The sequence below is a fragment of the uncultured Tateyamaria sp. genome, assembly GCF_947488715.1.
Taxonomy (GTDB): domain Bacteria; phylum Pseudomonadota; class Alphaproteobacteria; order Rhodobacterales; family Rhodobacteraceae; genus Tateyamaria.
Map to the genome: position 1 here is coordinate 1 of NZ_CANLAG010000011.1, position 25,039 is coordinate 25,039.

Here is a 25,039-nt window from a genome sequence, read left to right on the forward strand (position 1 = left end):
AAGATCAGACATACTAACCGCTCGTTTGTGAATCGTGAATCACCACAATAAGCGGAAATCAATGGGTCATAACCCTAATACGAACGTAGGCGCAGCACTTCGATCTGCGTGTCAGTGACGCGGTAGTAGAGGGTGAAAGGGATGCGGTTGATGTTCAGCTTATATACGCCGTCCACGCTCTCCAATGGATGGCCGAAAGATGCGCTTGACCTATCCTAGGGCATCTAGAGTACCAGTTAAGCTCCTTGCGGGCTTAAAATAGTTGCTCCAATTCATACACGAACACGGTTCCGACCGACGTTCGCACGGTGCCTCGATGGTCACCCTTAGCCTGGCAGATAACATCTCTCAAAATGTGTTCCGGATAGTGTGTACACTGGAACGTTAGGCGATCGCCCGCCGTCGCTGACCCTCACCTTTGAGTGGCAATTCAGTCTTGTCGGTGGACCACATTCAGCGCGTCGTTCTTGCTGTACGCAGGGAAAAAGCCAGCCGAATTGGAGACATTCGACGTAAGCCTCGATCTTTCCTTGCAGGCACTGCGACGTAAGGAAACAACAGAGATGCCATTTAGCGCTCTTTACCACATAGCTCTTCTATGATGACGTGTGCGGGCATCATAGAATTCTATTTTGAATGGTTTGCTGGTTTGCGCTCAAATGAACCTCGGGCAACGCTCCGAAACTGTAAACGTAAACGGCCACTGCTCTATACAGACTAAAAAGAAACGGGAACGCTTTGCCTGACCAGACTGCCACGCCGACCAAGCCTGCAATCGCAACTGGACCGTCTTTCGCAACGGTTACGGGCACAACAGGTGCCGATACATTGGACGGCACAATACGAGATGACACCCTGATCGGCGGTGGCGGAAATGATGTTCTGCAGGGCGGAGACGGCAACGATACATATGTTTTTGAACTTGGTTGGGGCTCTGACAGCATTGGTGAGTTTCCCGAAACAGCCACCACAAGTACACGCGACACTATTATGTTCGGCGAGGGTATCGCCTCAGATGACATTACTGTCGCGAGACAGGATGGGCACCTTTTTCTGACGCATTCGAATGGAGATCAAATTCAGGTCTTCTTTCAGTTCTACGCCTTGTCAGTGAATAGCCCCACCACGCGCCACCAGATTGAAGAGGTACATTTTTCTGACGGGACCGTTTGGAACCTGAACGATTTGCATCGGTTTCTCACGTCTGGAACGCCTGAAAATGACTATATAGTAGGCAATGGTACCGCCGAAACACTGGATGGGGGTGCCGGCAACGACCACATTTCTGGTTACGGTGCGTCGGACACGATCACTGGAGGCGCAGGAGATGACCGTCTCTATGGCGGACAGGGCGTAGATTTTTTCCATTACGGTTTGGGGTGGGGCAACGATACCATCCTGCCGTTTGACCGTGATATTGTGGTGTTTCACTTGGGCATCCTTCCCGATGACATCACACTATCCCGCGTTGGCAGCGATCTGCTTGTCACCCACACTGCTGGCGATAGTATCTTATTCGATAACCTCTACTACCCGGTAGTCGGCAATGACCTATTTGAAATTCGATTTGAAAACGGCACAGTCTGGACAATCGATGACATTGTGCAAATGGCGAATGTACCATCAATCGGCGATGATTATTTGGTTGGTGATGGCGTCAACAATGACATCGATGGGTTGGCTGGCAATGACACCATTGTCGGAACGGACGGTGATGACAGCCTGTTTGGCAATGACGGGAATGACACGATTTCAGGAGCGCGCGGGAACGATACGCTTCTCGGCGGCGACGGCGACGACTTTCTAAGTGACGGTTTCAATGACGGAGATGACGACAGCCTATCGGGGGGTGCCGGAAATGATACTCTTCTGAGTGGCTTCGGCGACGATGTGTTGTCCGGGGGCACCGGTAACGACAGACTGGAAGGCAATGACGGTGACGACGTCTATCTCTTTTCGCTTGGGTGGGGCAACGATACCATTGCTGACAATGACCCCAGAATTGCCAGTGGCATCACCTCAAGCTTTGACATACTCCGTTTTGATGCGTCGGTATTGCACACAGACATCACCATCGAACGCGTTGGAGATCACCTGATCCTGCGGCATGTCAACGGTGAGCAGATCCGGATTGTGTCCCAGTTCGACAGCCATTTCGCGCAGATTGACGAAATACACTTTGCTGACGGCACTGTTTGGACCGAAGCTTCTATCCGCTTGCTTCTCAACCCCGCCACAACCGGCGACGATAACCGTGTAGGCGGAGAAGGCGCGGATTTGATCGTTGGATTAGATGGCAACGATTCACTGTCGGGGCTGAACGGCGATGACACATTGTCTGGCGATGCCGGCGATGATCGATTGGTGGGTGGCGAAGGCGCCGATACCTATCTTTTTGAACTCGGGTGGGGCAACGACACGATTTCCGATACCTATTCATCGCTGTCCGCATCAGGCTCTTCGACGTCGGACGTTCTGATGTTCGGAGCGGGCATTCAGCCAGATGACTTCACCGCCACACGCGTCGGCAATGACGTGTTGTTGACGCATGTCAGCGGCAGCACAATTCTGTTGCAAAGCTACCTGTTCAGGCCAACGGACGGGATCACTGTGGATGCCATGTTTGCCGATGGTACAGTCTGGACAAGCGTTGATATTGAATCGCTATTGCTGGCTGGCTCGGAAGGCGATGACAGCATCATTGGCTTTGACCGCGACGAAGAGATTTTCGGGCTGGCGGGCGATGACACAATCCGTGCCGGTGAAGGCAACGATACAATCGGCGGATGATCAGGGAACGACCGGCTTTCCGGGAACGAAGGCAGCGACCTGATTGATGGCGCCACTGGACACGACACCCTCCGCGGCGATGCTGGTAGCGACACACTCATCGGCGGTGCAGGCAATGACTACCTGGACGGTGGAACGTCGTCTGACATTTACAGGTTTAACCTGGGCTGGGGTTACGACACCATCGCCCATGTACCTTCACCGTCAGACACCGAATTTGACGTCATAGAATTCGGCGCTGGCGTGTTTCTGTCCGACATTACCATCCGCTTTGCCCTGGGCGATTTGTACCTGTTCCACGAGAATGGTGATAGCATTCAGGTTTGGGATAGCAACGGTGCCTCAAATGGCATCTCTGAGATCCGATTTGCCAACGGGGATGTTGTCACTGCCAACGAATTGATGAGCCTGTTCTACGCATTCGCTTGGGCAACGTCGAGCATTCTCGGCAGCAGCGACGACGAAGATATCTTGGGAACTTTGTCCGATGACAGTATCGACGGGGGGGACGGAGCAGACCTAATCGCGGGGTTTGACGGCTATGACACGCTGGACGGCGGTTTCGGCTTCGACATCTTAGTAGGCGGGCTTGGCAATGACTCTCTGATCGGCGGTGAAGGAGAGGACGTTTATGCCTTTTCCCTGGGATGGGGACGCGACACTGTCAGCAATGTTGAAGCATTTCTGACCGATGAGAGTGCAGCGCTCACTCTTGAGTACATCTTGTTCGACACGGATGTGGACTTTGCAGATCTGGCGTTTTGGCGTCGTGGGGACGATTTTATTATCTTTCACCAAAACGGCGACTCTATCTTCGTGCGGGATCATTTTGCGCATGCGGCATTCGAGGTTGCCGCACTTGTGTTTGAAGGCGAAACAGGCGGGTTCATAGAGTATGATATTGATGGCCTTTCCATCGGTTTGCTGGGAAATTCCCCCCATGACAGCCTGGTGGGTGGCGCCAATGACGACACGATTTCTCTTGGGATCGGCAACGACAGCGCCGATGGAGGGGCCGGAAACGACAGCATCAATGGCGGCATCGGGTCTGACACTATTCGCGGCGGCGCAGGCAACGATACGCTTGTGGGAGAGGACGGCAACGACGCGCTATTCGGCGACGACGGCAACGACACTCTGATCGGCGGTAGCGGTAGCGATACGCTGATTGGCGGAGCGGGCAATGACACGATAGATCCAGATTCCGGTGATGACAGTATCGAAGGTGGCGGTGGGTTCGATCTGTTGGAAATCGATGCCAATGAAGCGGACCTGACGTTTGAAGCGCTAGACAACGAGCGCATTCAAATTATTGCCGATGGGATCGATACAATCTCTGGCATTGAAGAAATCGAACTTTTTGACACCGTGCTGACCTTCGAAGACTTGTTGGAAGGTTTAGGCATAGTCGGTATCAGCATAGGAGGCGCCGGCGCTTCTGCCATGCTTGAAGGCACATTGACTGACGACGCAATCGCGGGCGGCGGCGGAAATGACCCGGTCTATGGAGGAGCAGGCAACGATTTTGTAAATGGCGGCATCGGAGCCGACGAACTCAACGGTGGAACAGGCAATGACACTTTGTTGGGTTTGAACGGCTTTGACATAATCAACGGCGGCGATGGGAACGACAGCCTGAACTCTGGTTTTGGCAACGACACGCTTGATGGCGGAGCCGGCGATGACACCCTGTCAGGAGGGCTCGGCTTTGACAGTCTCGAAGGTGGAGGCGGAAACGACATTCTGCTCGGACTTAATGGCCGTGACACGCTGAGCGGTGGTTCAGGCGATGACAGTCTGACCGGTGGCAACGGCAATGACCTGCTAGAGGGTGGCGCGGGCAACGATACGCTCAACGGCGGGCTCTCCTTCGATACCTTGAATGGTGGGGATGGTGACGATCTGATCCGCGGGCTGAATGGTCTTGACGTTCTCAATGGCGGTGCGGGCAACGACGATCTTGAAGGTAACGCGGGCAGTGACACACTTGACGGTGGCTTGGGAGACGATCGCTTGCGTGGTGGTCAGGATGCTGATGTGTTTGTGTTCTCCAGCGGCGATGATGTCATCAGAGACTACTCAGTAATTGTCGACAGTTTACAAATTGATGCGGATCTCCTGGACGAGGCGGCGCCAGTGGGCTCTGACCTGGGCAACTATGCGTCAGTGTCGAACGGGAATTTGTTGCTGGATTTCGGTGAAGGTAACACCCTGACCTTGAACAATGTGACTAACGTCAACTTTCTTTTTGATGACGTGACTTTCTTCTAGCCGTTGGTGCGAATTTTGAAGCTGTACCGTTTTCGAGCCTGCCCACGCGCTCGTCTAAGCTTGATTTCTGTGTCCAAAGCTCTTTGTTGTTCGCGCGTTTGCAATAAAACTTGCTTGGTTGTTTTGGAATCCTCCAGCGTGGGTCTACTGCAATTCTTAGGTGTTTACTGCTTATGGTTTTTAATCACAGCGAAGGTCAGAAATACGGGCTGCGGCAGCATTAATTTCAAGGGTTGATGAATGTTGTTTACCTGCCGCGCATGTTCTTGGTTTTGCAGTTTTGCAAAGTCCGCTTTCTACGCTTCGTAGGCATTCATACAAGACGCAGCATTTTGCACTTTAGGCTCGCTGCTGTCATTTTCTGCATCACGGACAGCCGTGCGACCTTAGCACAGGATGTCGCCCCTATCCGCAACTGACCCTTAGTATCCGATCCTCAGACTCGCGCTATTTCTGTGCTTCTTGGCAGTGTGGTTATACCCTTCGGTTGGTCGTGATCGATGAGTGACCCACCGTGCGCTGGATATCTTCGCCCGTTGCCCCGGCCTCATAGGCGGCCGTATTCATGGTTGCCCGCGACATGTGCGGGAATGCTCGCACATCCCGCGCCGCTTTCTCCGCATACCACTGAAACAAATAGGCCAACGTGCTGCGATCCATCGGATGCCCCGGTTTACCGTTTATGCAGGCCTGGAAGAGATAGGCGTCCGCATCATCCCGATGGGGCGCAACATCCAGATACGCCCGGATCGCCGCCGCGCACTCCAGAATGATCGCCACCATATTCGTTTTTCCACCCTTGATCGTGAGATGCAGTATTGGGAACTCAGCATCGTAGGTAAAATCGCGAACCCGGAGGTTGGTGGGTTCTGACACCCGCGCCCCGGCGTAGAATAAAGACACGCAACAGCGCGCGGTCGCGCAGGCCTTGGGCGGTTTCGACGTTTGGCGCATCGAGCATGGCGCGCACTTGCCGCTTAGAAAGGGTGGGAGATTTACCTGCACCCATCCCGGCGTTGCCGGTTCTGGGCCGTCGCACCTCGGCCACCGGACTACTATACGTAAGCTGCTGGTCGGTCAGGTGTTTGTAGAGCGACGACAAAGCCGCCAAGCTGGCGGCGATGCTGGCAGGGGAGAAGCCTGCGGCTTCCATCGATGCACGCCATGCTAAAACATGGGCTTGTTTGACGCCATAGAGATCGTCTGGTGTTGTCATGCCTGTGGTGGCAACAAAAGAGTCAACAGCGCGATTATACGCATCACGCGTGTGGGATGATGAGAAATTCGCCAGCCAGACATTTTCAGCCCGCACGTCAGCCAGGGCGGTAAACGTATCAGTCTCTGTCATCTCGCGGTTGGTGACCTCAATGAGCTGCTTTACGGGTGCGCTCTCATAGTTGTTCATGCTCCTCCAATGGTAGCATAAATATTCCTGCATAAAGCAAGTATTGATGGAAGAATGGGAGCGATCTACTGAAAAGCAAATCCGGCAACAACCGCACATGAAAACCCCCGGGCAGGTGGCCGAGGGCTTTTCTCAATACTCTGACGCAAGCATGATCGTCAGCACGCGTGTCGTCTTCGAAAGATCCGTAGCTTCTGGTGAGCCACATTCGAGCCGGTTGTCATAAAGATCAATTTTCCAAAAGCAGGCCTCGCCCGCGAATTGAAACGAGCCAAACTCGTGCGTTCCGTAGGGACCGTCGTCTTCAGTGAAAGTGTCGAAGGCCTGCACAATTGCGATGACATCAAGCGGTGCCCCGCCTGTCTCCTCCAAGGTGCCTGCTATGCCAAGTGTTAAAACAATTTGGCCCAGAATGCCGGGTTCCCCCCTTCTGAACCGGTCGTTAGCGTCCTGAATGATTTGTGTTGCTTTGTCTGGCATGCCGTCCTCGCTGTCTTGACACGCCCGACCATTCAGGCGCATCGATCAAGCGAGGACGCAGCTGGTCTATGCCACTCCGGTTGCGGCTGTTGATAGCTGTTAGTTGGCTCGATTTCCGAAACGACTGACGGGTCTTCTGGCTGCCTCTCGTCTTCCGGAAGAAGCTGCACTGCCTCTGGCCCATCGCTTGGCGGGTTTGTGACCCCATGCAGCGCAAGTGCATTATTTGTCTCTGATTGCATCTCAAAGCTACAGACAATTCGGTCAATTGTCTTAAGCGCCTCGTCAGTTGACGTCCCGCGCCGTTCTATTTCAGCGTGCGCCCTTTCGAGTTGCTCGCGCAAAAACTTGTTCTCTTCTTCCTTGTCATGCAACCGCTCACGTACTTCGTCGAGCACGCTTGCAGAAGCATCCGCCTGCCGAATATCGAGCGCGCCAGTGCGCACCGGTTCGGACGCGTTCGCACTCAGTTCGTTTTTCTTTACAAACTTGTGGCCGTCTGAGTTGTCCGAGATCTGGTTCAAACCAGTTCGAACCGGGTCGAACATGTTCTCGGGTTTTTCCTGCATATTCTCTGTTTCATTTGGCGCACCTGTTCGGACAGGTTCGGACGGGTGCGCACCGGCAAGCGAGAATTCCTGATCGACCTTCAGGGCTGCCGCGCCGCGAAGCACCGTTCAATCGCATCCGCTACAGTTAGCCGTTGCTCATGACGCATCGCAGCTTGCCGCGCTTGGATCGGGTCAACACCATCGCGCAGTTGCCTACGCGCGGCAGATGCCCGCTCCCGAGCTTCGGAAAGCGGCACATCCGGCCACCGACCCAGACCCATTTCCCTTCACTTTCCTGCAACGTTGAGGCGTAACGTCCACTTCCCGGTCTCTTTCCGGCTCTTCACCAACATCAATCCTTGGCCGTCACAATGTTTGCACGGACCAAGGTTTTTGACCTGGAGTTGTGTCAACGCGTTCAAAAGTGTCATAGCCCACCTTTCCGCACCTAACTCCAGCCCACCCTTCGGACCACCTCAATATTTGGAAAAACAGTGAGGTGCTGTAAGGTGGTATGTTCAGGTTGCAACAAAAAATACCTATAAATCAAAGGTATTTGGACGTGACTTGCGTATCTATGAAAAAGTAGAATGGTGCCCCCACACGGACTCGAACCGCGGACCTACTGATTACAAATCAGTTGCTCTACCAGCTGAGCTATAGGGGCTTCGGAGCGGGTGTCTAATCATTGTGCAACAGACTGGCAAGATGAAAATTGCTCCCTTTGCAGAGGTTTTCTCTGTCCCGTTTTGCGGTATAGCTGACCTTCGAACGGGCAAAGCAAAAACTAGGCGGTGCAATATGCAACTGGTCCTGCACGCAGGCGCACATTTTACCGAAGAAGAACGGGTTATGCGCTGTTTGCTGCGCAACAAGGAAGACTTCTCCAAGCGCGGCGTTGCGGTGCCTGGACCTGGAAAATACCGGACGCTGCTCAAGGAAACACTGGCCGCTCTGCAGGACGCTGCTCCGGCTGTGGATGCGCGCGATGTGATGCTGGACCTGATTCTCGACGAAGAAAACGCCGACAGGATGATTCTGAGCCACATGTTCCTGTTCGGAGCACCACGGGCATGTGTGCGCAACGGGATGATCTACGAATCTGCCCCTGCCCGCCTGGCCGACCTGGCCAAGCTGTTTGTGCATGACGACATCGAAGTGTTTCTGGCGTTGCGCAATCCCGCGACCTTCCTGCCGGCCCTTTTCGAAAACGCACCCCAAGAAGACATGAACGCGTTCCTGCGCGGCGCTGACCCGTTTGCCATCCGCTGGTCCGACACAATCGCAGCCATCCGCAGCGCAGCGCCGGAGATCACCATTACAACTTGGTGTTTCGAGGACATGCCGATGATCTGGGCACAGATCATTCGCGAAATGGCCGGGCTGGAGCACGGTGAGAAAATCATCGGTGGTTTCGATCTGCTGTCCGACATCATGTCCGACGAGGGCATGAAGCGGTTCCGCGCTTATCTCAAGTCACACCCCACCATGACCGAAATGCAAAAGCGCCGCGTGATCTCGGCTTTTCTGGACAAGTTCGCCATCGAGGACGAAATCGAAGAAGAGCTGAATGCGCCCGGCTGGACCGAAGAAACGATCGACGCGCTGACCGACCTCTACGAAGAAGACATGCACAACGTCGCACGCATCCCCGGCGTCACGTTTATCGCGCCCTAACCGCGCGGCGGCAGACCGTCAAAGACGGGGATGTTGTCGGGCACCATATGGAACGCTTGAGCGTCACCATGGCATATCGCGACATGTGGTCGGAAACGCGCAGGGTCATCCAATGTCCCCACCTTGAGCACCAGCGCCGCCTGATCCTGCCGACGGGTCAAGACCTGCGTTCCGCACGTTGCACAAAAAAACCGGGTGACTGCGTTCTCAAGATCATCCAGCGCAAAGGATGCGGGCGTGCCATGGGTCCAGTCAAAGCTGTCAGGCGCCACCAGCTCGAAATACTGCGGACCGCCCCCGGCAAATTGCTGGCACGGGCGGCAATGGCACTGCCCCTTGACCAGCGGCTGTCCGGACACAGCATAACGCAAGGCCCCACAATAACATCCCCCCGTGCGCGGCGCGAATTTTGTGGTGTGTTCTGCCATGTCGCGATACCCTCTGTGCCAATAAGAGCAAAATGACAGGCCTGAGTTCACGTGTCAAACCCAGAATCCGACCCGATCCGCCAAAGCCCCGTACCCATGGACCAATGCGGCGCAGCACTCGCCCTTGATGTGCTGCCTGACCGATGGACATGGATGATCCTGCGCGAATTGTTTTACGGCGTGGGACGGTTTGCAGACATTCAGGACGACATCGGTATTCCGAAATCGGTGCTGTCTGGCCGACTTGCCAAGATGGTCGACAACGACCTGATCCTCAAGGAAGCATACCGCGACGGCACATCCCGCACCCGCCACGCATATGTGCTGACCCAAAAGGGGCGCGAGCTGGTGCCGGTGATCGTTGCGCTGATGCAGTGGGGTGACAAGCACATCAAAGGCGGCAAACCCGCGCTGGAATTCTCTGACCGGCGGAACGGCAATGCGGTCAAGTTCGGGATTGCACCAGAGGGCGGCGTGCTGCCGCTCAGACGGCTGACCTATACACCGGTTTGGGACCGGCCTGAAAACAAGGTCTGAGCCGCAGGCCCTCAGCTCATGCCGAGGGCTTCTTTGTACATTTCCAAGACCGCCTCTTCTTCGGCGATGTCATCCTTGTCGCGCTTGCGCAGGGCAATCACCTTGCGCATGACGCGGGTGTCGTAGCCGCGCGCCTTGGCCTCGGCCATGACCTCTTTTTGCTGGTCGGCCAGGTCTTTCTTTTCCATCTCCAGACGCTCGAACCGTTCAATAAACTGACGCAATTCGTCGGCGGTGACTCGGTAGCTCTCAGCGTTGGTGGATGTGTCAGACATGCGCGGCTCCTCGTGGCGGATGAACCCGCTGGATAACGGGGCGGACCGCCACCTGCAAGAGGCTCTGCGGCTTGCCATCTCTGCGCGGGTCCGATAGCCGATGCAGCATGGAACAAGAAGCCTCGTTTACCCTGTTTGACGGCCTGATCTGGGCCGGTGCGTCGCTGTCACTTTTGGGCCTGATTGGCCTGTTGTGGTGCATTGTGACTGTCTGGCGCGCGCGGCGTGCGAAGCTGCCCGACGAAGAAATGCGCGCCGTGATGTCACGCGTCCTGCCACGCAATATGGGCGCGCTCTTTGTGTCCGTGATTGGCCTCATGCTGGTGATCGTGGGTATTTTTCTCGGCTAAGGAGGCGCATGGGGATGCAAATCGCATGGATTTACGGCTTGATCGGGGGCCTGTGCATCGGCTCTGCGGCTGCCCTTTTGTTGCTTGGCACCGGTCGGATCATGGGCGCCAGCGGAATTGTCGGCGGATTGATTGACGGGAGCGGTTCCAACCGCGGCGCAACAGTTGCGTTTGTTGCAGGCCTGATCGGATTGCCCGCACTGATGTCGATGGGCGGCTGGCACGGCGACACCCAAGCCAGCTCAAACGTCGCCCTTCTGGTGCTTGGTGGCCTCACTGTCGGGATCGGGACGCGGTTTGCCAACGGATGTACATCTGGCCATGGCGTCTGTGGGTTGTCGCGCTTTTCCCTGCGCGGTCTGGTCGCCACAATCGCCTATATTGGCGCAGGCGCGATCACCGTCACCCTTTTGCGGTGGGGGTTGGGCCTGTGATGAAACTGGTAATCTCATTGCTCAGTGGTGCACTGTTCGGCGCGGGCCTGCATGTGTCCGGCATGACCGACACGGCGCGCGTGCGCGGGTTTCTGGATTTTGCAGGCAACTGGGATCCGACATTGATGTTCGTGATGGGCGGGGCGATTTTGCCGATGCTCTTGGCCTGGCGTCTGACCCGTGGCCGCGCCCCGTTAACAGGCGGTACATTTCCAACGCAGGCCCCGCAGGTCATTTCCCGACCACTGATTGCCGGTTCTGTCCTCTTTGGCATCGGCTGGGGGTTGGTCGGGCTGTGCCCAGGTCCCGCGCTTGCGTCGCTCAGCTATGGCGGCTGGCAAGGCATTGTGTTTCTCGGCGCGATGCTGACAGGCATGCGGAGCGTCCCACGCTTGCGCCGTGTACTGGACACCCGGACCACACACGCATAACTCTGTGCACATGGATATCAGGCAAATCACCCCGCAGTATTTCGTCGCCCCTCAGGTAGATCCGGCTGACATGGTCGACATCGCAGCCGCTGGAATAACCACCGTCATCTGCAACCGCCCGGACGAAGAAGTCCCGCCCGCATTTCAGGCTGACGCCGTCGAAGCCGCGGTACTTGCAGCAGGCATGCAATTTGTGCGCCTGCCTCTGACACACCAAACAATGACACCGGAAAACGTGCTGTTGCAGGCGAACACTGCCAGCGATGCCGACGGTCCGGTCCTTGCCTATTGCGCGTCCGGCACACGATCGACAGTCGTTTGGTGCCTGGGTCAAGCGGGTCAGATGCCCACGGCAGAAATCCTCGCGACAGCACAACGGGGCGGATATGACCTTGGGGCTTTGACACCAACGCTGGAGGCTTTGGCGCAAAACGCGGCCTCGTCCGAGTGACAGGCTAGCTCGCCACCTTCAGGTCCAGATCGGGCATATCCGCGAGGTCGGGCAGATCAGCCAGGTCCGGAATATCAGTGAGGTCAGGCAAGTTGTCCAAATCGGGCAACGCCGCGTCGACGTCCATGTTCACATCATCGGCAAGCGCCGGCAAATTGGTGACGTCAGGTAGATCGGCAATGGGCTCTGGCGCTGGTTCTTCGCGTGCAGCGGTTTGGTTTGTACGCCGACCCTGGTTGGTCAAATCCTCAACCTCGGGCATATCAACCATCGGGGCGTCACTGGCCCGGCGCAGCGGTTGTGTCGCATGGGCCGGTTTGCGCTGGGGTTTCACGGCGCGCACGCCGTCGACATGGCCCACCACCCCTTTGCCGACGATCCTGCCCGTGCAGGTCGAAATCTGGACATCCGGAAAATGACCGGGCGGCAAGACGAGCTCCTGACCCACTTTCAGCGCGTGCAGGGCGCTCAGCGGCATTTGCAGGCGACAGACAACCATGTTCAGGTCGGTGTTCAGGTCCATCACCGTCTTTACGAAATCCGGGCGATTTGATGTGTCAGCGTCATCGGATTCATCATCCGGGGCTGCATCCATCAAACCGGGTTTGGGGAGCACAAATTCGATGTCCCCCTGACGCGCACCACGCGATACATCAACGGTCAGACGGATCACCACATAGTCTTGGGCATCAAGGCTCATCGCCAAAGTGCGCGCATCGTCGGCCTTGGCTCCAAACCGGAACCCTTCGATCAGCGCCCTGTCATCCGGTTCGTCCAGAATGGGCGCGACACGTTCAATCAGTGTATCCAACAGCGGCGCACAGATTGCAGCATCCGTGCGGGTCATCGCACGGGTATCGCCCAGATCCGGGCGCACGGTGCCCATCGTCTGTTGCTGGATCAGCCCGCCAACAACCACCGGATCAATGGTTGCCGCAGCCGCGTAGCGACCCGGCCCATCAAGCAGCAGCAAGAGTTTGTCATCCGACAGAGCCGCCTCGACCGCGTCGCCCTCCACGGGCTGCACGACAGCACCGATCACAGCCATGGGCAGTTCCATCAGCGCATCCGCAACCCGCGCCAACGTCACGCGCATCGCCTTTTGCAACGTCATGGCCCGCGCCTTGCGCTCTTCACGCCCGGCGGCCGCAATGCGCCCAAGAACAGTGTCTTTTGTCGTGTCGCTCATATCCCCCGCCGGCATGCCGTCGTTGATGATGCCGTCAGGTTTAGGTCGGATTGGTTACCAACCGCTTTATGACCACGTTGCGTTGATGAAAATGACCTACTGCGCGGCCAGTGCCGCCAGTTGCGGCAATCGGACCACGAACACGTTCCCTTTCAGGGTGGGATCAAGCGTGATGTCCCCCCCCAAACGGGTCATGATCTCGCGGCAAATGGCAAGACCCAAGCCTGCGCCCGACCCATCCTGATCGTTGATGCGGGCAAATTTCTCGAAAATGAGGGCGCGTGCCTCGGGCGCAATGGGCGTGCCATTGTCACGGAACACAACTTCAACTGCGGTGTCCGTGCGGCGCACGTCGATCTCCAGGCGCGGTTCGGCCGCGTCGCAGTATTTCTGCGCATTGGTGATCAGGTTGATGAACACCTGATTCAGACGGTCCAGATCCGTCATGAGCCGTACAGGGTCCTCGCCCGGATGGCGCACAACCTCCAGATGCCGGGCCGAGCCCGCCTGCGCCGTCAGGATGGATTGCGCCAAAACATCCCCAAGCTGACCGGTGTCGAGGTTCAGGCTGACCTGACCGTTTTCCAGCACGCTCAAATCCAGCAAATCGTCCAAAAGGCGGGTCAGACGGATCGCCTCACCATGGATGATTGAGGCGTATTTCGTCTGCTCAACCTCACCCAAACCTTCGGTATCGCGCAAAATCTCGGAAAACGACCGGATCGATGTCATGGGCGTACGCAACTCATGGCTGATCTGGCTGAGAAACGCGTCCTTTTGCACCGAAAGAGCCGTCAATTTCTGGTTCGCCTCGCGCAACTGGCGCGCGGTGCGGGTCAGTTCATCCGATTTCGCCTCCAACCGGTTGGAGTATTCGAGGATCTGGGCAGATTCGTCGGCCACCGCCATCAGCTCTTGCACCGACACAGACGCGCCCCCAACCAACTGGCTGATCATCGCGTGGGCTGTCGCCGCCCCCACGGATGCAGCCAACTCACGCTCCAGATGTTGCAAAAACGCCTGTGTGGGTTCTGGCAATTGACCGTGCACGCCCTGCCGACGTGCCTCCGCGCGAAAGAGGATCTGTGCCTCTTCGGCGCCAAGGATCCTCTGTGTCATGATCATCAGGTCTTCGGATGTGGCGAGTGCCGCGTCCCAGCCGCGCGCCTGCGTCGAGTGGTCGAACACATTCACGAACTGTGCCCCCTGCAGGCGCTCAAGAGGCTCGGGGAAGGTGACAAGCGAGACGATCAGAAACACCGCCGTGTTCAGCGTCAGCGACCACGCAACCGCATGCACTGTTGGATCAATCCCCTCGATCCCGAACAGCGCAAGCGGGCGCAACCACCCAATCCCCCACAACCCGTTGTCAAATGTCGCCACGCTGAGAACCGCGCCGGGGCCGAAACTGGGCAGCAGCGAACAATACACCCAGACAGTGAACCCAACGACCAATCCCGCCAAGGCCCCCCAACGCGTTGCACCGCGCCAGAAAATGCCGCCCAACATGGCAGGCAAAAACTGTGCCACGCCAGCGAAGGAGATCAGGCCAATGGCCGCCAGCGCCGCTCCGCCCCCTGAAAAGCGATAGTAGAGGTATCCCAACCCAATGATCATCAGGATGGACGCGCGCCGAGCCAGGATCACAACATCGCGCACGTCACCCGACACCTGCGCACCCTCTGCCCGTGCACTCAACCAAACGGGCATCACCACGTGGTTGGACATCATAGTCGACAGCGCAAGTGTGGCCACAATCACCATCGACGTCGCTGACGAAAAGCCGCCAAGAAAGCTGAGTGTCGCCAAACCCACGCGCCCCTCGGACAGCGGCACAGTCAGAACAAACAAATCCGGGTTCGATCCTGCGGGCATCAGGTCGAGGCCGATCACGGCGATCGGCACCACAAACAGGCTCATCAACATCAGATACAGCGGAAAGGCCCAGCTTGCGATCTGCAGGTGCCGTTCATCCTCGTTCTCGACAACCATGACCTGAAACATCCGGGGCAAGGCCAGAAATGCCGCCGCCGACAGGGCCGTCAACGCGACCCAGCGGCTGCGGTCCATGTTCCATTGCCCGATGGGCGATGTGTCAATCCGGTCCATCATCGGGCCAAGGCCACCCGCGATGCCCCAGACCACAAACACACCCACTGCCAGCAACGCCACCAGTTTGACCACAGCCTCGACAGCGATGGCGATCACCACTCCGTCATGGCGTTCGTTGGCATTCAGGTTGCGGGTCCCAAACAACACCGTGAAAATGGCAAGACCAAAGGCCACCCAGAACGCCGCGCGAAACTGGTTCAGGCTGCCGGCGCCTTCGGGGCCGGAAAAGATCGACAATGACAGTGTGACGGATTGCAATTGCAGCGCGATGTAAGGCGTCACCCCGATCACCGCCATCACCGTGACGACAATCGCCAGCAAGTTCGATTTGCCGTAACGGGCCGAAATCAGGTCAGCCACCGATGTGGCCCGATGCACCCGGCCAATGCGCACCAACTTGCGCAGCGCCCACCACCACCCGATCATCACGAGGCTTGGCCCCAGGTAGATTGTCACGAACTCCATCCCCGACCGCGCGGCGTAGCCAACCGCACCGTAGAATGTCCACGCCGTGCAGTAGATCGACAGAGACAGCGTGTAGACCAAAGGCGACCGCAACCAGCCACCGCGCCCACGTGCAGCGGCCCGTTCTGCGAAAAACGCAATTGCAAAGAGAAACGCGACATAGCCGAGGCTGACGGCAATCAGCTGATTGACCGACGCCATCAGCGGTCGTCCCGTACAATGCCCTCGGTCGGGTCGGCACTGGCACGCAGCGCCCACCAAAGCGCCGCACCCGCCAAGATTAACACAACCCAGACGAAAAAGACGTAGACCACTGCGTCAGACATCGCCAAAGGCGCAGGCGCATCCGGCCCATCCGCAGCAGTCGGCCAAAACAGCGGGAGCAACCACAGCAGCACACCCGCAACAGGCAACAGGCGGAGCGCATCCATGATGCGCCGCCTGCGGTAACTGCGCCGCTCAAGAAACACCGGCGGAGGCGACGGTTCGGTCATTGCGCCAACTGCACCAGGTCGCGCACGGCCGTCATCACCTCGGTGTTGGAAAACGGTTTGGTCATGAACCGGCTGACCCCGGCCCGCTCAGCCATTTCGCGGTCACGGGACTGGCCGCGCGCCGTCAACATCAGAACCGGCAACGCCTGAAAGGCAGGGTCGGCGCGCAACTCGGTCAGGATGTCCAGACCGCTCTTGCCCGGCAACATATAGTCCAGCACGACGAGGTCCGGCCGCATGTCCTTGATCGTGGCAAGGGCCGTCGCGCCGTCCGAATGCGTATCCACCTGCCAGCCCTCACGGCTCAGCAAAAACCGGATTGCCTCGATGATGTTCAACTCGTCCTCAACGAGCAGCACATGCTTGCCCATGTCTGCGGTTCCTCCCTATTCGGCCGGCGGCGCGGGTTTTCCCGTCTGTCGCGCGCGGGCACTATGTGCGGTTTTCAGAAAGCTGTCAAAAGATCAGAAGCCATCGCTCAGGATAGATGGCTCGCGTCGACCCGCACAGGCCTGCACCGGACAAATGCGGCAGGCGCCACCCACATCGCGCATCTCCGGCCCGCCGCGCAGGTCCATTTCCGGCACCGGCAGCATCAACATCGTAGACTGCGCCAAAGGGGGCGCATTCAGCGTCACGGGCCCAAGCGTTTCGGACGCCGCATAGCAGTCGAACACAGCATTTGACCGCCCCGGCATACGCACCCTTTGAAACAACACCTGACCGGGTTGACCTAACGCCTGAAACAGCGGCCACAATGGGCAGGCGGACCCGTATCGCGGAATGATGAACCCCGGTATCCCCTTACGAAACAACAGGCTGCCCGCGCGGTCCGCCACAACCAATCCACACGCCAGGCCCGGCACAGCAGACAAACGGCGCAGAATGCACGGGACGGACACCCCAAAGCGGCGCGCAAGGGCCAGTGGGTCCGGCGGCGCATCTGCCAATGCCGCCCTTAGATCCGCCATCGCCACCCGCGCGGCATCACTGGACACACGGGTCAACACACCATGCGCAATGTGCCGTGCGGCCACGGACGTCAGCTCAGTCGCGGCACGCACCACGTCCTCAATCGCCGCCGTGCCCGCTTCCAGTTCAGGAAAGGCATAGTCATTCGCTTCCAGAAAGGCCTCGACATCTTCCTGCGCGGAATTGGGGGCTGCGGCATCTCCGGTCTCTGCATCCAGAAACCCCACAAGCGTCTTGGAACTCTCGGCCAGTCGTCGGCTGTCTGCGTCGATGTTCACATGGAAACGGTCGCGCCACTCTGGGTCCAGGTCCTTGTCCTCGGCCAGAATCGAAGCCGTGGACCGGATCGCAGCAGCGGTCGACAGCACCTCATGCACAGATGCAGCCAATTCGGGATCATGCGCGAGACGGTCGCTCAGGCTCTCGACCGTCCGCTCAAGGGCCGCAACCTTGCGGTGCGACGCCGCCAGCGCATCGGCCCAACCGGGAAAGCGCCCGGCGAACTCTTCGGCGCGCTCGACCTCAACATCGGTCATCGGTGTGCCCTGCGCCGCCTCGCGCAATGTCGCGATCAACGCGGCCTCTGCCCCTTCGGTCAGAGCCGATGCCTCGACCCCAAGCGCGCCCGCAATATCAAGGAGCAGCTTGCCCCCGATTCTGCGCCGATTGTGTTCGATCAGGTTGAGATAAGAAGCGGAAATGCCAATCTGGCGCGCAAGATTGGCCTGCTTGACGCCCGCCATCACCCGACGCTCGCGTATCCGTGTCCCGGTCAGTCCCTCACGCGCCATACCCGCCCCCTCGTGCCTTTGCCTGCCTTTTCAACGCTTTTCTGCGATGCAACATAAGAAAATTTACAATGTGTACCGTCGTATTGTGCATATGTTTACAAAATAGTTGTGAAAAACAAGGGGGTTATTGCGCAATTTTCTGACTTCGCCCCATAACGTATTTGCATCAAAAGGTGCCGTATGCCCCCGTTGAGGAGCGGGGTCATACACTTCAACACATGGGAGGATATTTATGTCCAAGATGAACCTGACACGTCGTGGTCTGATCCAGACCGGCGCGGTTGCCGGTGCTGCAAGCCTGACACTGCCGACGTATCTGCGCGCGGATGGCCACGCTGGCTTTACCAATGCGCCGACCGGCAGCACGGTCACACTCGGCTTCAACGTGCCTCAGTCCGGCCCCTACGCCGACGAAGGTGCAGACGAGCTGCGCGCCTATGAACTCGCAGTCGAGCACCTGAACGGTGGCGGCGACGGCGGCCTGATGAACACATTCTCGTCCAAAGCCCTGCAAGGCAACGGCATCCTGGGCAAGAAAGTCGAATACGTCACAGGCGACACGCAGACGAAATCTGACGCGGCCCGCGCTTCGGCCCGGTCGATGATCGAAAAAGACGGCGCCGTGATGATCACGGGCGGTTCGTCCTCGGGTGTGGCTGTGGCCGTGCAGGCGCTCTGCCAAGAGGCTGGCGTCATCTTCATGGCGGGTCTCACGCACTCCAACGACACAACGGGTAAAGACAAGAAAGCCAACGGTTTCCGTCACTTCTTTAACTCGTACATGTCCGGTGCCGCCCTCGCGCCCATCCTGGCCAACAACTACGGCACGGACCGCAAGGCCTATCACCTGACCGCCGACTACAACTGGGGCTACACGACCGAAGAAGCCGTGCGCACCTCGACCGAAGCCATGGGTTGGGAAACTGTTGCAGCTGTGAAAACACCGCTGACACAGACCGACTTCTCCTCCTACATCGCGCCTGTTCTGCAGTCCGGTGCCGACGTTCTGGTTCTGAACCACTACGGCGGGAACATGGTGAACTCGCTGACCAACGCGGTTCAGTTCGGCCTGCGCGACAAGCTGGTGAACAACAAGAACTTCGAGATCGTCGTTCCGCTCTACTCCCGCCTGATGGCGAAGGGTGCTGGCGCAAACGTCAAAGGCATCTTTGGTTCGACAAACTGGCACTGGTCGCTGCAGGACGAAGGCTCCAAGGCGTTCGTTCAGTCGTTCGGCACCAAGTACGGCTTCCCGCCGTCGCAGGCCGCGCACACATGCTACGTTCAGGCCCTGCTCTATGCAGATGCCGTGGAACGTGCCGGGTCGTTCAACCCATGTGCGGTTGCCGAAGCGCTCGAGGACTTCCAGTTCGACGGCATGGGCAACGGTCCAACGCTCTATCGCGGCGAAGACCACCAGTGCTTCAAAGACGTGCTGGTCGTGAAAGGGAAAGAGAACCCGACATCCGAGTTCGACCTTCTCGAAATCGTCGAAGTCACACCGACAAGCCAGGTGACTTACGACGCGTCGATCTTCGGTGGTGAGCTGGGTTCCTGTAACCCCGGCGCATAAGCCACTGAAAACATTGGGTGGGCAGTCATGCCCACCCCTCTGTCCCCGCGGGGACACGTCTCTCTCAACCAAAGGTTAAGCCGATGGAAGCGATCGTCCTTCAAATTTTAAACGGGCTCGACAAGGGCTCGGCCTATGCGCTGATCGCGCTGGGTCTCACGCTGATCTTCGGCACGCTTGGTGTGGTGAACTTTGCCCACGGCGCGCTGTTCATGATCGGGGCGTTCTGCGCCGTTACGCTCAGCCGCATCATCTCGGCCAGCCATACGGTCATCGACGAGACGCAAAAGGATTTTCTGGGCAACCCGCTCAAGGTGGACGTGCCCTATGTCTACGACTGGTTCGGCCAAGCCACCGGTGACGCCATTATCGACTGGGCTGTGCCGCTCTCGATCCTCTTTGCCATTCCGGTGATGATCGCAATCGGCGTCATCATGGAACGCGGTCTGATCAAACACTTCTACAAACGCCCGCACGCCGACCAGATCCTCGTGACCTTTGGCCTGGCGATTGTTCTGCAAGAGATCATCAAGTTTTACTACGGCGCCAACCCCATTCCGACCCCCGCCCCCGAGGCGTTCAAAGGGTCGTTCGATTTCGGGGCGATGCTGGGCTTTGACCCGAATATCATCATCTACCCCTACTGGCGCATCATCTACTTTGCCTTTGCCGCCATCATCATCGGTGCCGTGTTTGCCTTCCTGCAATTCACCACCTTTGGCATGGTTGTACGCGCTGGCATGGCCGACCGTGAAACCGTGCAGTTGCTGGGCATCAACATCGACCGCCGCTTTACGCTGATGTTCGGCATCGCGGCCGCCGTCGCTGGCCTCGCCGGTGTCATGTACACGCCCATCAACTCGCCCAACTACCACATGGGCATGGACTTCCTCGTGCTGTCCTTTGTCGTGGTCGTTGTGGGCGGCATGGGCTCCCTGCCCGGCGCTGTTGCTGCGGGCTTCCTGCTTGGCATCCTCGAAAGCTTTGCCTCGATGCGCGAAGTGCTGGCCGTGTTGCCCGGCATCAACCAGATCGTCATCTACCTGGTGGCCATCATCATTCTGTTGACCCGTCCTCGGGGCCTTATGGGCCGCAAGGGCGTGATGGAGGACTGACCCATGTTCGGATTGGACGCAAAAGACACCCGCCTGCTTATCCTGGTGGCCATCCTCGTGGCGCTGGCCCCCTTCATCCTCAACCCATTCCCCGAAGGCTCTGGCCTGGCGCAGTTCAACGCGGGCTACCCCGACCTGATGCAGCGTTTCGTGATCTTCGGGATCTTTGCCATCGGCTTCAACATCCTGTTCGGCCTGACCGGTTACCTCTCGTTCGGTCACGCTGCATTCCTCGGTGTCGGTTCTTATGCCGCCATCTGGATGATGAAGCTGCTGACCATGAACGTCGTCCCGGCCATCATCGTGTCGGTGATCGTCGCGGGCCTGTTCAGCCTTGCCGTCGGGTGGATCAGCCTGCGTCGCTCGGGCATCTACTTTTCGATCCTGACGCTTGCCTTTGCGCAGATGTCCTACAGCCTCGCCTATTCGGTGCTGACACCGATCACGGGTGGTGAAACGGGCCTGCAACCCAAGGTCAACGACCCCCGTGTTCTCGACGGCGCACTGGCCGAAGGGGCAACGCCCAAAGCCAACCTCTTTGGCCTGGAAATGGGATCAAGCTTTGACCTGAATGTCGGTGCATGGGCGTTTACGTTCAACGCGGGCTACTACCTCGCGGGCATCGTGATGCTGCTGGCCTTCTATCTGTCGATCCGCATCTTCCGATCGCCCTTTGGCATGATGCTGCGCGCGGTAAAATCGAACCAACAGCGCCTGAACTACACGGGCCTGAACTCCAAGCCTTACACACTGGCCGCCTTTGTGATCTCGGGCATGTATGCCGGTCTGGCCGGTGGCCTGATGGTGGCGATGGACACGCAGGTGGGCGCGGAACGCATGTTCTGGACCGCATCCGGCGAAGTTGTCCTGATGTCCATCTTGGGCGGTGTCGGCACGCTGATTGGCCCAGTGCTGGGTGCGGGTGCGATCAAGTACATGGAAAACATCCTGTCCAAGATCAACTCGGACATCCTGCACACCTGGTTCGCTTTCCTGCCTGACGGTCTCGAGGACTTTGTTGTCACGCTGATCTACCCGTTCATCGGCAAGGGCTGGCACCTGACACTTGGCCTGATCTTCATGCTGGTCGTGATCTTCCTGCCCGGTGGTCTGGTCGAAGGGGGTCAACGCATCGCCCGCCTGTTCGGTCGCAAGAAAAAGACCACAGACACGCCTGATGGCAAAACCACGCCTGCGGAATAAGGAGAGAAACCAATGGGTATTCTTGAAGTCAAAAACGTCGGCAAACGGTTTGGTGGCCTGCAAGCGCTGGGGGACGTGAACCTCAGCGTGGCCGAAAACTCGGTGCATGCCATCATCGGTCCCAACGGGGCGGGCAAGTCCACATTGCTGAACTGTCTTGTGGGCAAACTGATCCCCGACACCGGGTCGGTCATGTTCGACGGACAATCCGTGCTGGGCCGCAAACCCTACGAGATCAACCAGATGGGCATCAGCCGCGTGTTTCAGACGCCCGAGATCTTTGGCGATCTGACGGTTCTGGAAAACATGATGATCCCCTGCTTTGCCAAACGCGACGGGGCGTTCACGCCCAACGCATTTGTCGCGATGATGAAAGACAAGGAAATCATCGAAAAAGCCGAACAGATGCTCGAAGAGATGAACATGGCCGATGCGCGCACCGAGACTGCGGCGACCATGTCGCGCGGCAACAAACGGCGACTTGAGATTGGCATGTGTCTGGCGCAAGAGCCGCGCCTTCTGTTGCTGGACGAGCCCACCGCGGGCATGGCGCGAGCCGACACCAACAACACCATCGACCTGCTCAAGCAGATCAAAGACGAGCGGGACATCACCATCTCGATCATCGAACACGACATGCACGTGGTGTTCTCTCTGGCTGAACGGATCACCGTGCTGGCCCAGGGCACGCCGCTGGTCGAAGACACGCCCGAAAACATCAAGGGTCACCCCAAGGTGCGCGAAGCGTATCTGGGCGAAACCCAAGACGCGGCCTAAAGGAGCGATCAGATGAACGTCAAACCCGACTTTTCCAAGGGCATCAACCACGCCCAGACCGCGCCCGCGTTCCTGAGTGTCTGGGACATGCACGCCTACTACGGCGAAAGCTACATCGTGCAGGGCATTAGCTTTAACGTGCACGAAGGCGAGATCCTGGCCCTGCTGGGACGCAACGGTGCGGGCAAGACGTCGACCCTGCGGTCGATTGCGCGCATCGGTGATCCACAGGTCACGCATGGTGAAATCTGGCTGGACCACCAGCCGCTGCACAAGATGGCAAGCCACGAGGCCAGCCAGGCGGGTCTGGGCCTTGTCCCCGAAGATCGCCGCATCATCCCCGGCCTGACGGTCGAAGAGAACCTCAAGCTGGCGCAGATCGCCCCGCCCATCGGGTGGTCGATTGAGCGTCTCTATGACCTGTTCCCACGTCTGGGCGAGCGCCGCACCCAAGAGGGCACAACCCTGTCGGGCGGCGAACAGCAAATGCTGGCCATCGCCCGCGCCTTGGCGCGTGACATCAAGGTGCTGCTTTTGGATGAACCCTACGAAGGACTTGCCCCCGTTATCGTCGACGAAATCGAGAAGACCCTCGGCATTATCAAAGAGCAGGGAATCACAACCGTGATCGTCGAACAGAACGCGGTGCGCGCTCTGCAATTGGCCGATCGTGCGGTTATCCTGGACACCGGTGGAATCGTTTTCGACGGCACAGCGTCCGAAGTTTTGGAAAATGCCGAATTGCGGGCCGAATACCTCGCAATCTGAACGGGATACTTCCCGCAATACACGAAAAGCCGGCCCTATTGGGTCGGCTTTTTCATTTAGTGCGCAGTGTTCCGTCGTTCTGTTTCCAATCCGGAAACGTTGACGCGGAACTGTGGCAAAGGTGGCCAATTTAAGGCAAAATAGGGGCAGTTATCCTGGGGAATTATAACATGCCAATAGCACTGCCTGCACTTGCAATAACTTCGGCGCGAGGCCGTTTTGACCCGGCCACACTGAATGGCGCCACATACAACGGCTTCACGTACACAATAGATTTCAACCCTGTGCTGGAGATTGAGCAATTCAGCACGCAAGCCCGGAACTTTGTCTTTTTCGAAGACAACGAGGGTATCTTTTTTAACGACGGGATCGTGCGCGATCTCATCTCTGGCGCCGGAGATGCGGATGTGGTGATCGTCAATGACGGTATCATCGGCGAAAGCGACCGCACCGACCCGACCATCCTCCTCACTGGCACAGGCCAGCGCGTCGTGTCGAACGAAGGTTCGATCATCGGCAGCATCCAACTGGGAACCGGCTCGGATGTGGTTCACACCGCCGGTTTGATTGACGGTGACGTGAATACCAGCGGCGGCGATGACTACGTGGTCGTTGCCGACTTTTTCCGCGACGGCATCGCCTTTGAAGGCGAGATCACCGGGCGGCTCAACACAGGGTCGGGCGACGATGTTGTGGTGAATGGCGGCGTGATCGGCGACATCAACCTGGGCAGCGGCGACGACCTCTACCTTGGGCTGGCTGGCGAAGGCGACATCGCCGACGGCGGGCGCATCATTGCGGGTGACGGCAATGACACCGTGCGCGGCTCCAGCTCGGACGAGCTGATCTTTGGTGGCGCAGGTCGTGACGAGCTGGAAGGCAATGACGGTGACGACCGCCTCGCCGGTGGCGGCAACAAGGACACCCTGCGTGGCGGTGAGGGCGACGACAGCCTGATCGGCGGCGGGGGCAGCGACTTCCTTGCCGGTGGCAACGGGGACGATTTCCTGAATGGCAACAGCGGCCGTGACGACCTGGTCGGTGGACGTGGTGACGACACGATGCACGGCGGGTCGGGTGACGACGTTTTCTTCTTTACCCGTCAAAGCGGCGCGGATGTCATCTCTGACTTTCAGGACGGCGATCTGATCCGTCTGGTGCAGGTTGGCGTGGATGATGGGTTTGGCGGCACTGTCGATCTGGTGACATTTGACGCGGTGAACGCCTTTACCAGCTACGCCGATGGTAATGCGGTGATCGACCTTGACGGTCTCTATACGTCGTTGGGTCTGGATTACCTTGTCGGTGGCAACGAAGAGGACAGCATCACGCTGTTGAACGTCGCAGCCGACAGCCTGACCGAGGACGACTTCATCCTCTGACCTATGCTCAACCAACAGGCAAAGGGCGGTTGTTTCGGCAGCCGCCCTTTGTTTTTGCCGCATCCGCGATGCCGCTACGTCAGCAACGGCGCTTTCCACCGCGAAATTCCAACGCTAT

Annotated in this window: 26 protein-coding genes, 1 tRNA gene and 1 pseudogene; 15 read left to right on the top strand and 13 right to left on the bottom strand. The window is 58.1% G+C overall.

Annotated elements, in window-relative coordinates; all coding sequences use genetic code 11:
* The first annotated feature begins 738 nt into the window (after window positions 1–738).
* The 3 genes and pseudogenes from Q0936_RS18655 to Q0936_RS18660 all read left to right on the top strand — a co-directional run bounded on the left by Q0936_RS18655 (window position 739) and on the right by Q0936_RS18660 (window position 5,061).
* Window positions 739–2,790 carry a calcium-binding protein gene (locus Q0936_RS18655; RefSeq protein WP_299298071.1) on the top strand — a complete coding sequence of 684 codons (2,052 nt, stop codon included), beginning with the start codon at window positions 739–741 and terminating at the stop codon, window positions 2,788–2,790.
* 12 nt (window positions 2,791–2,802) lie between these two features.
* A pseudogene (locus tag Q0936_RS20425) lies at window positions 2,803–2,943 on the top strand (calcium-binding protein); the annotation flags it as partial.
* Window positions 2,944–3,033: 90 nt separating this feature from the next.
* Window positions 3,034–5,061 carry a calcium-binding protein gene (locus tag Q0936_RS18660; protein ID WP_299298073.1) on the top strand — a complete coding sequence of 676 codons (2,028 nt, stop codon included), beginning with the start codon at window positions 3,034–3,036 and terminating at the stop codon, window positions 5,059–5,061.
* A 474-nt stretch (window positions 5,062–5,535) separates the two neighbouring features.
* Here Q0936_RS18660 and Q0936_RS18665 read toward each other — a convergent pair whose 3' ends face one another.
* The 6 genes from Q0936_RS18665 to Q0936_RS18685 form a co-directional block, all read right to left on the bottom strand.
* A complete protein-coding gene (locus tag Q0936_RS18665; RefSeq protein WP_299298075.1) occupies window positions 5,536–5,964 on the bottom strand; it encodes a site-specific integrase in 429 nt (142 codons plus the stop codon).
* A complete protein-coding gene (locus tag Q0936_RS18670) occupies window positions 5,888–6,466 on the bottom strand; it encodes a site-specific integrase (RefSeq protein ID WP_299298077.1) in 579 nt (192 codons plus the stop codon). The genes Q0936_RS18665 and Q0936_RS18670 overlap by 77 nt, the downstream gene beginning before the upstream one ends.
* Window positions 6,467–6,598: 132 nt before the next feature.
* Complete coding sequence (locus Q0936_RS18675) at window positions 6,599–6,946, bottom strand: DUF3768 domain-containing protein (protein WP_299298079.1); 348 nt, start codon at window positions 6,944–6,946, stop codon at window positions 6,599–6,601.
* 32 nt (window positions 6,947–6,978) lie between these two features.
* On the bottom strand, window positions 6,979–7,620 hold the full coding sequence (locus tag Q0936_RS18680) for a hypothetical protein (RefSeq protein WP_299145880.1): 642 nt from the start codon (window positions 7,618–7,620) through the stop codon (window positions 6,979–6,981).
* Window positions 7,596–7,778, bottom strand: a complete 183-nt coding sequence (locus Q0936_RS20430; protein ID WP_363323320.1) for an integrase arm-type DNA-binding domain-containing protein — start codon at window positions 7,776–7,778, stop codon at window positions 7,596–7,598. Before Q0936_RS20430 ends, Q0936_RS18680 begins: the two co-directional genes overlap by 25 nt.
* 310 nt (window positions 7,779–8,088) lie before the next feature.
* A tRNA-Thr gene (locus tag Q0936_RS18685) sits at window positions 8,089–8,164 on the bottom strand.
* Between the two features lie 134 nt (window positions 8,165–8,298).
* Here Q0936_RS18685 and Q0936_RS18690 point away from each other — a divergent pair.
* Window positions 8,299–9,174: a hypothetical protein gene (locus tag Q0936_RS18690; protein WP_299145882.1), complete on the top strand. Its 876-nt coding sequence runs from the start codon at window positions 8,299–8,301 to the stop codon at window positions 9,172–9,174.
* Here the strand turns inward: Q0936_RS18690 and Q0936_RS18695 are convergent.
* Window positions 9,171–9,602, bottom strand: a complete 432-nt coding sequence (locus Q0936_RS18695) for a GFA family protein (RefSeq protein WP_299298081.1) — start codon at window positions 9,600–9,602, stop codon at window positions 9,171–9,173. The two genes, Q0936_RS18690 and Q0936_RS18695, sit on opposite strands and share 4 nt — an antisense overlap.
* A gap of 51 nt (window positions 9,603–9,653) precedes the next feature.
* Between Q0936_RS18695 and Q0936_RS18700 the strand changes: the two genes are divergently transcribed.
* On the top strand, window positions 9,654–10,139 hold the full coding sequence (locus tag Q0936_RS18700; protein WP_299298083.1) for a helix-turn-helix domain-containing protein: 486 nt from the start codon (window positions 9,654–9,656) through the stop codon (window positions 10,137–10,139).
* A gap of 11 nt (window positions 10,140–10,150) precedes the next feature.
* Here the strand turns inward: Q0936_RS18700 and Q0936_RS18705 are convergent, their stop codons facing one another.
* A complete protein-coding gene (locus Q0936_RS18705) occupies window positions 10,151–10,414 on the bottom strand; it encodes a DUF2312 domain-containing protein (protein ID WP_299145888.1) in 264 nt (87 codons plus the stop codon).
* Window positions 10,415–10,521: 107 nt separating this feature from the next.
* Between Q0936_RS18705 and Q0936_RS18710 the strand changes: the two genes are divergently transcribed.
* The 4 genes from Q0936_RS18710 to Q0936_RS18725 are packed head-to-tail and all read left to right on the top strand — an operon-like array spanning window position 10,522 to window position 12,080.
* Window positions 10,522–10,764: a hypothetical protein gene (locus Q0936_RS18710; protein WP_299145890.1), complete on the top strand. Its 243-nt coding sequence runs from the start codon at window positions 10,522–10,524 to the stop codon at window positions 10,762–10,764.
* A gap of 14 nt (window positions 10,765–10,778) precedes the next feature.
* Entirely contained in the window at window positions 10,779–11,198 is a 420-nt protein-coding gene (locus tag Q0936_RS18715; protein WP_299298097.1) for a YeeE/YedE thiosulfate transporter family protein, read from the top strand.
* Complete coding sequence (locus tag Q0936_RS18720; protein WP_299298085.1) at window positions 11,198–11,629, top strand: DUF6691 family protein; 432 nt, start codon at window positions 11,198–11,200, stop codon at window positions 11,627–11,629. Before Q0936_RS18715 ends, Q0936_RS18720 begins: the two co-directional genes overlap by 1 nt.
* A gap of 10 nt (window positions 11,630–11,639) precedes the next feature.
* On the top strand, window positions 11,640–12,080 hold the full coding sequence (locus Q0936_RS18725) for a TIGR01244 family sulfur transferase (RefSeq protein ID WP_299298087.1): 441 nt from the start codon (window positions 11,640–11,642) through the stop codon (window positions 12,078–12,080).
* A 4-nt stretch (window positions 12,081–12,084) separates the two neighbouring features.
* Here the strand turns inward: Q0936_RS18725 and Q0936_RS18730 are convergent, their stop codons facing one another.
* From Q0936_RS18730 to Q0936_RS18750, 5 genes are all read right to left on the bottom strand, one after another.
* A complete protein-coding gene (locus tag Q0936_RS18730) occupies window positions 12,085–13,269 on the bottom strand; it encodes a hypothetical protein (RefSeq protein WP_299298089.1) in 1,185 nt (394 codons plus the stop codon).
* Between the two features lie 96 nt (window positions 13,270–13,365).
* The gene (locus Q0936_RS18735; RefSeq protein ID WP_299298091.1) at window positions 13,366–16,047 is read right to left on the bottom strand and encodes a sensor histidine kinase; all 2,682 of its coding nucleotides are present in this window, start codon (window positions 16,045–16,047) and stop codon (window positions 13,366–13,368) included.
* Window positions 16,047–16,340, bottom strand: coding sequence for a hypothetical protein (locus Q0936_RS18740; RefSeq protein WP_299145899.1), 294 nt, complete (start codon window positions 16,338–16,340; stop codon window positions 16,047–16,049). Before Q0936_RS18740 ends, Q0936_RS18735 begins: the two co-directional genes overlap by 1 nt.
* A complete protein-coding gene (locus Q0936_RS18745) occupies window positions 16,337–16,711 on the bottom strand; it encodes a response regulator (RefSeq protein ID WP_299145900.1) in 375 nt (124 codons plus the stop codon). The genes Q0936_RS18740 and Q0936_RS18745 overlap by 4 nt, the downstream gene beginning before the upstream one ends.
* A gap of 93 nt (window positions 16,712–16,804) precedes the next feature.
* On the bottom strand, window positions 16,805–18,103 hold the full coding sequence (locus Q0936_RS18750) for a helix-turn-helix domain-containing protein (RefSeq protein WP_299298093.1): 1,299 nt from the start codon (window positions 18,101–18,103) through the stop codon (window positions 16,805–16,807).
* A 232-nt stretch (window positions 18,104–18,335) separates the two neighbouring features.
* Between Q0936_RS18750 and Q0936_RS18755 the strand changes: the two genes are divergently transcribed.
* From Q0936_RS18755 to Q0936_RS18780, 6 genes are all read left to right on the top strand, one after another.
* A complete protein-coding gene (locus Q0936_RS18755; RefSeq protein WP_299298095.1) occupies window positions 18,336–19,676 on the top strand; it encodes a substrate-binding protein in 1,341 nt (446 codons plus the stop codon).
* A gap of 83 nt (window positions 19,677–19,759) precedes the next feature.
* The gene (locus tag Q0936_RS18760) at window positions 19,760–20,791 is read left to right on the top strand and encodes a branched-chain amino acid ABC transporter permease (RefSeq protein WP_299298037.1); all 1,032 of its coding nucleotides are present in this window, start codon (window positions 19,760–19,762) and stop codon (window positions 20,789–20,791) included.
* 3 nt (window positions 20,792–20,794) lie between these two features.
* A complete protein-coding gene (locus Q0936_RS18765) occupies window positions 20,795–21,994 on the top strand; it encodes a branched-chain amino acid ABC transporter permease (protein WP_299298035.1) in 1,200 nt (399 codons plus the stop codon).
* A 12-nt stretch (window positions 21,995–22,006) separates the two neighbouring features.
* Entirely contained in the window at window positions 22,007–22,771 is a 765-nt protein-coding gene (locus Q0936_RS18770; protein ID WP_299145911.1) for an ABC transporter ATP-binding protein, read from the top strand.
* Window positions 22,772–22,783: 12 nt separating this feature from the next.
* Window positions 22,784–23,539, top strand: coding sequence for an ABC transporter ATP-binding protein (locus Q0936_RS18775; protein WP_299145913.1), 756 nt, complete (start codon window positions 22,784–22,786; stop codon window positions 23,537–23,539).
* Window positions 23,540–23,709: 170 nt separating this feature from the next.
* Window positions 23,710–24,921 carry a calcium-binding protein gene (locus Q0936_RS18780; RefSeq protein WP_299298033.1) on the top strand — a complete coding sequence of 404 codons (1,212 nt, stop codon included), beginning with the start codon at window positions 23,710–23,712 and terminating at the stop codon, window positions 24,919–24,921.
* Window positions 24,922–25,039: the final 118 nt, after the last annotated feature.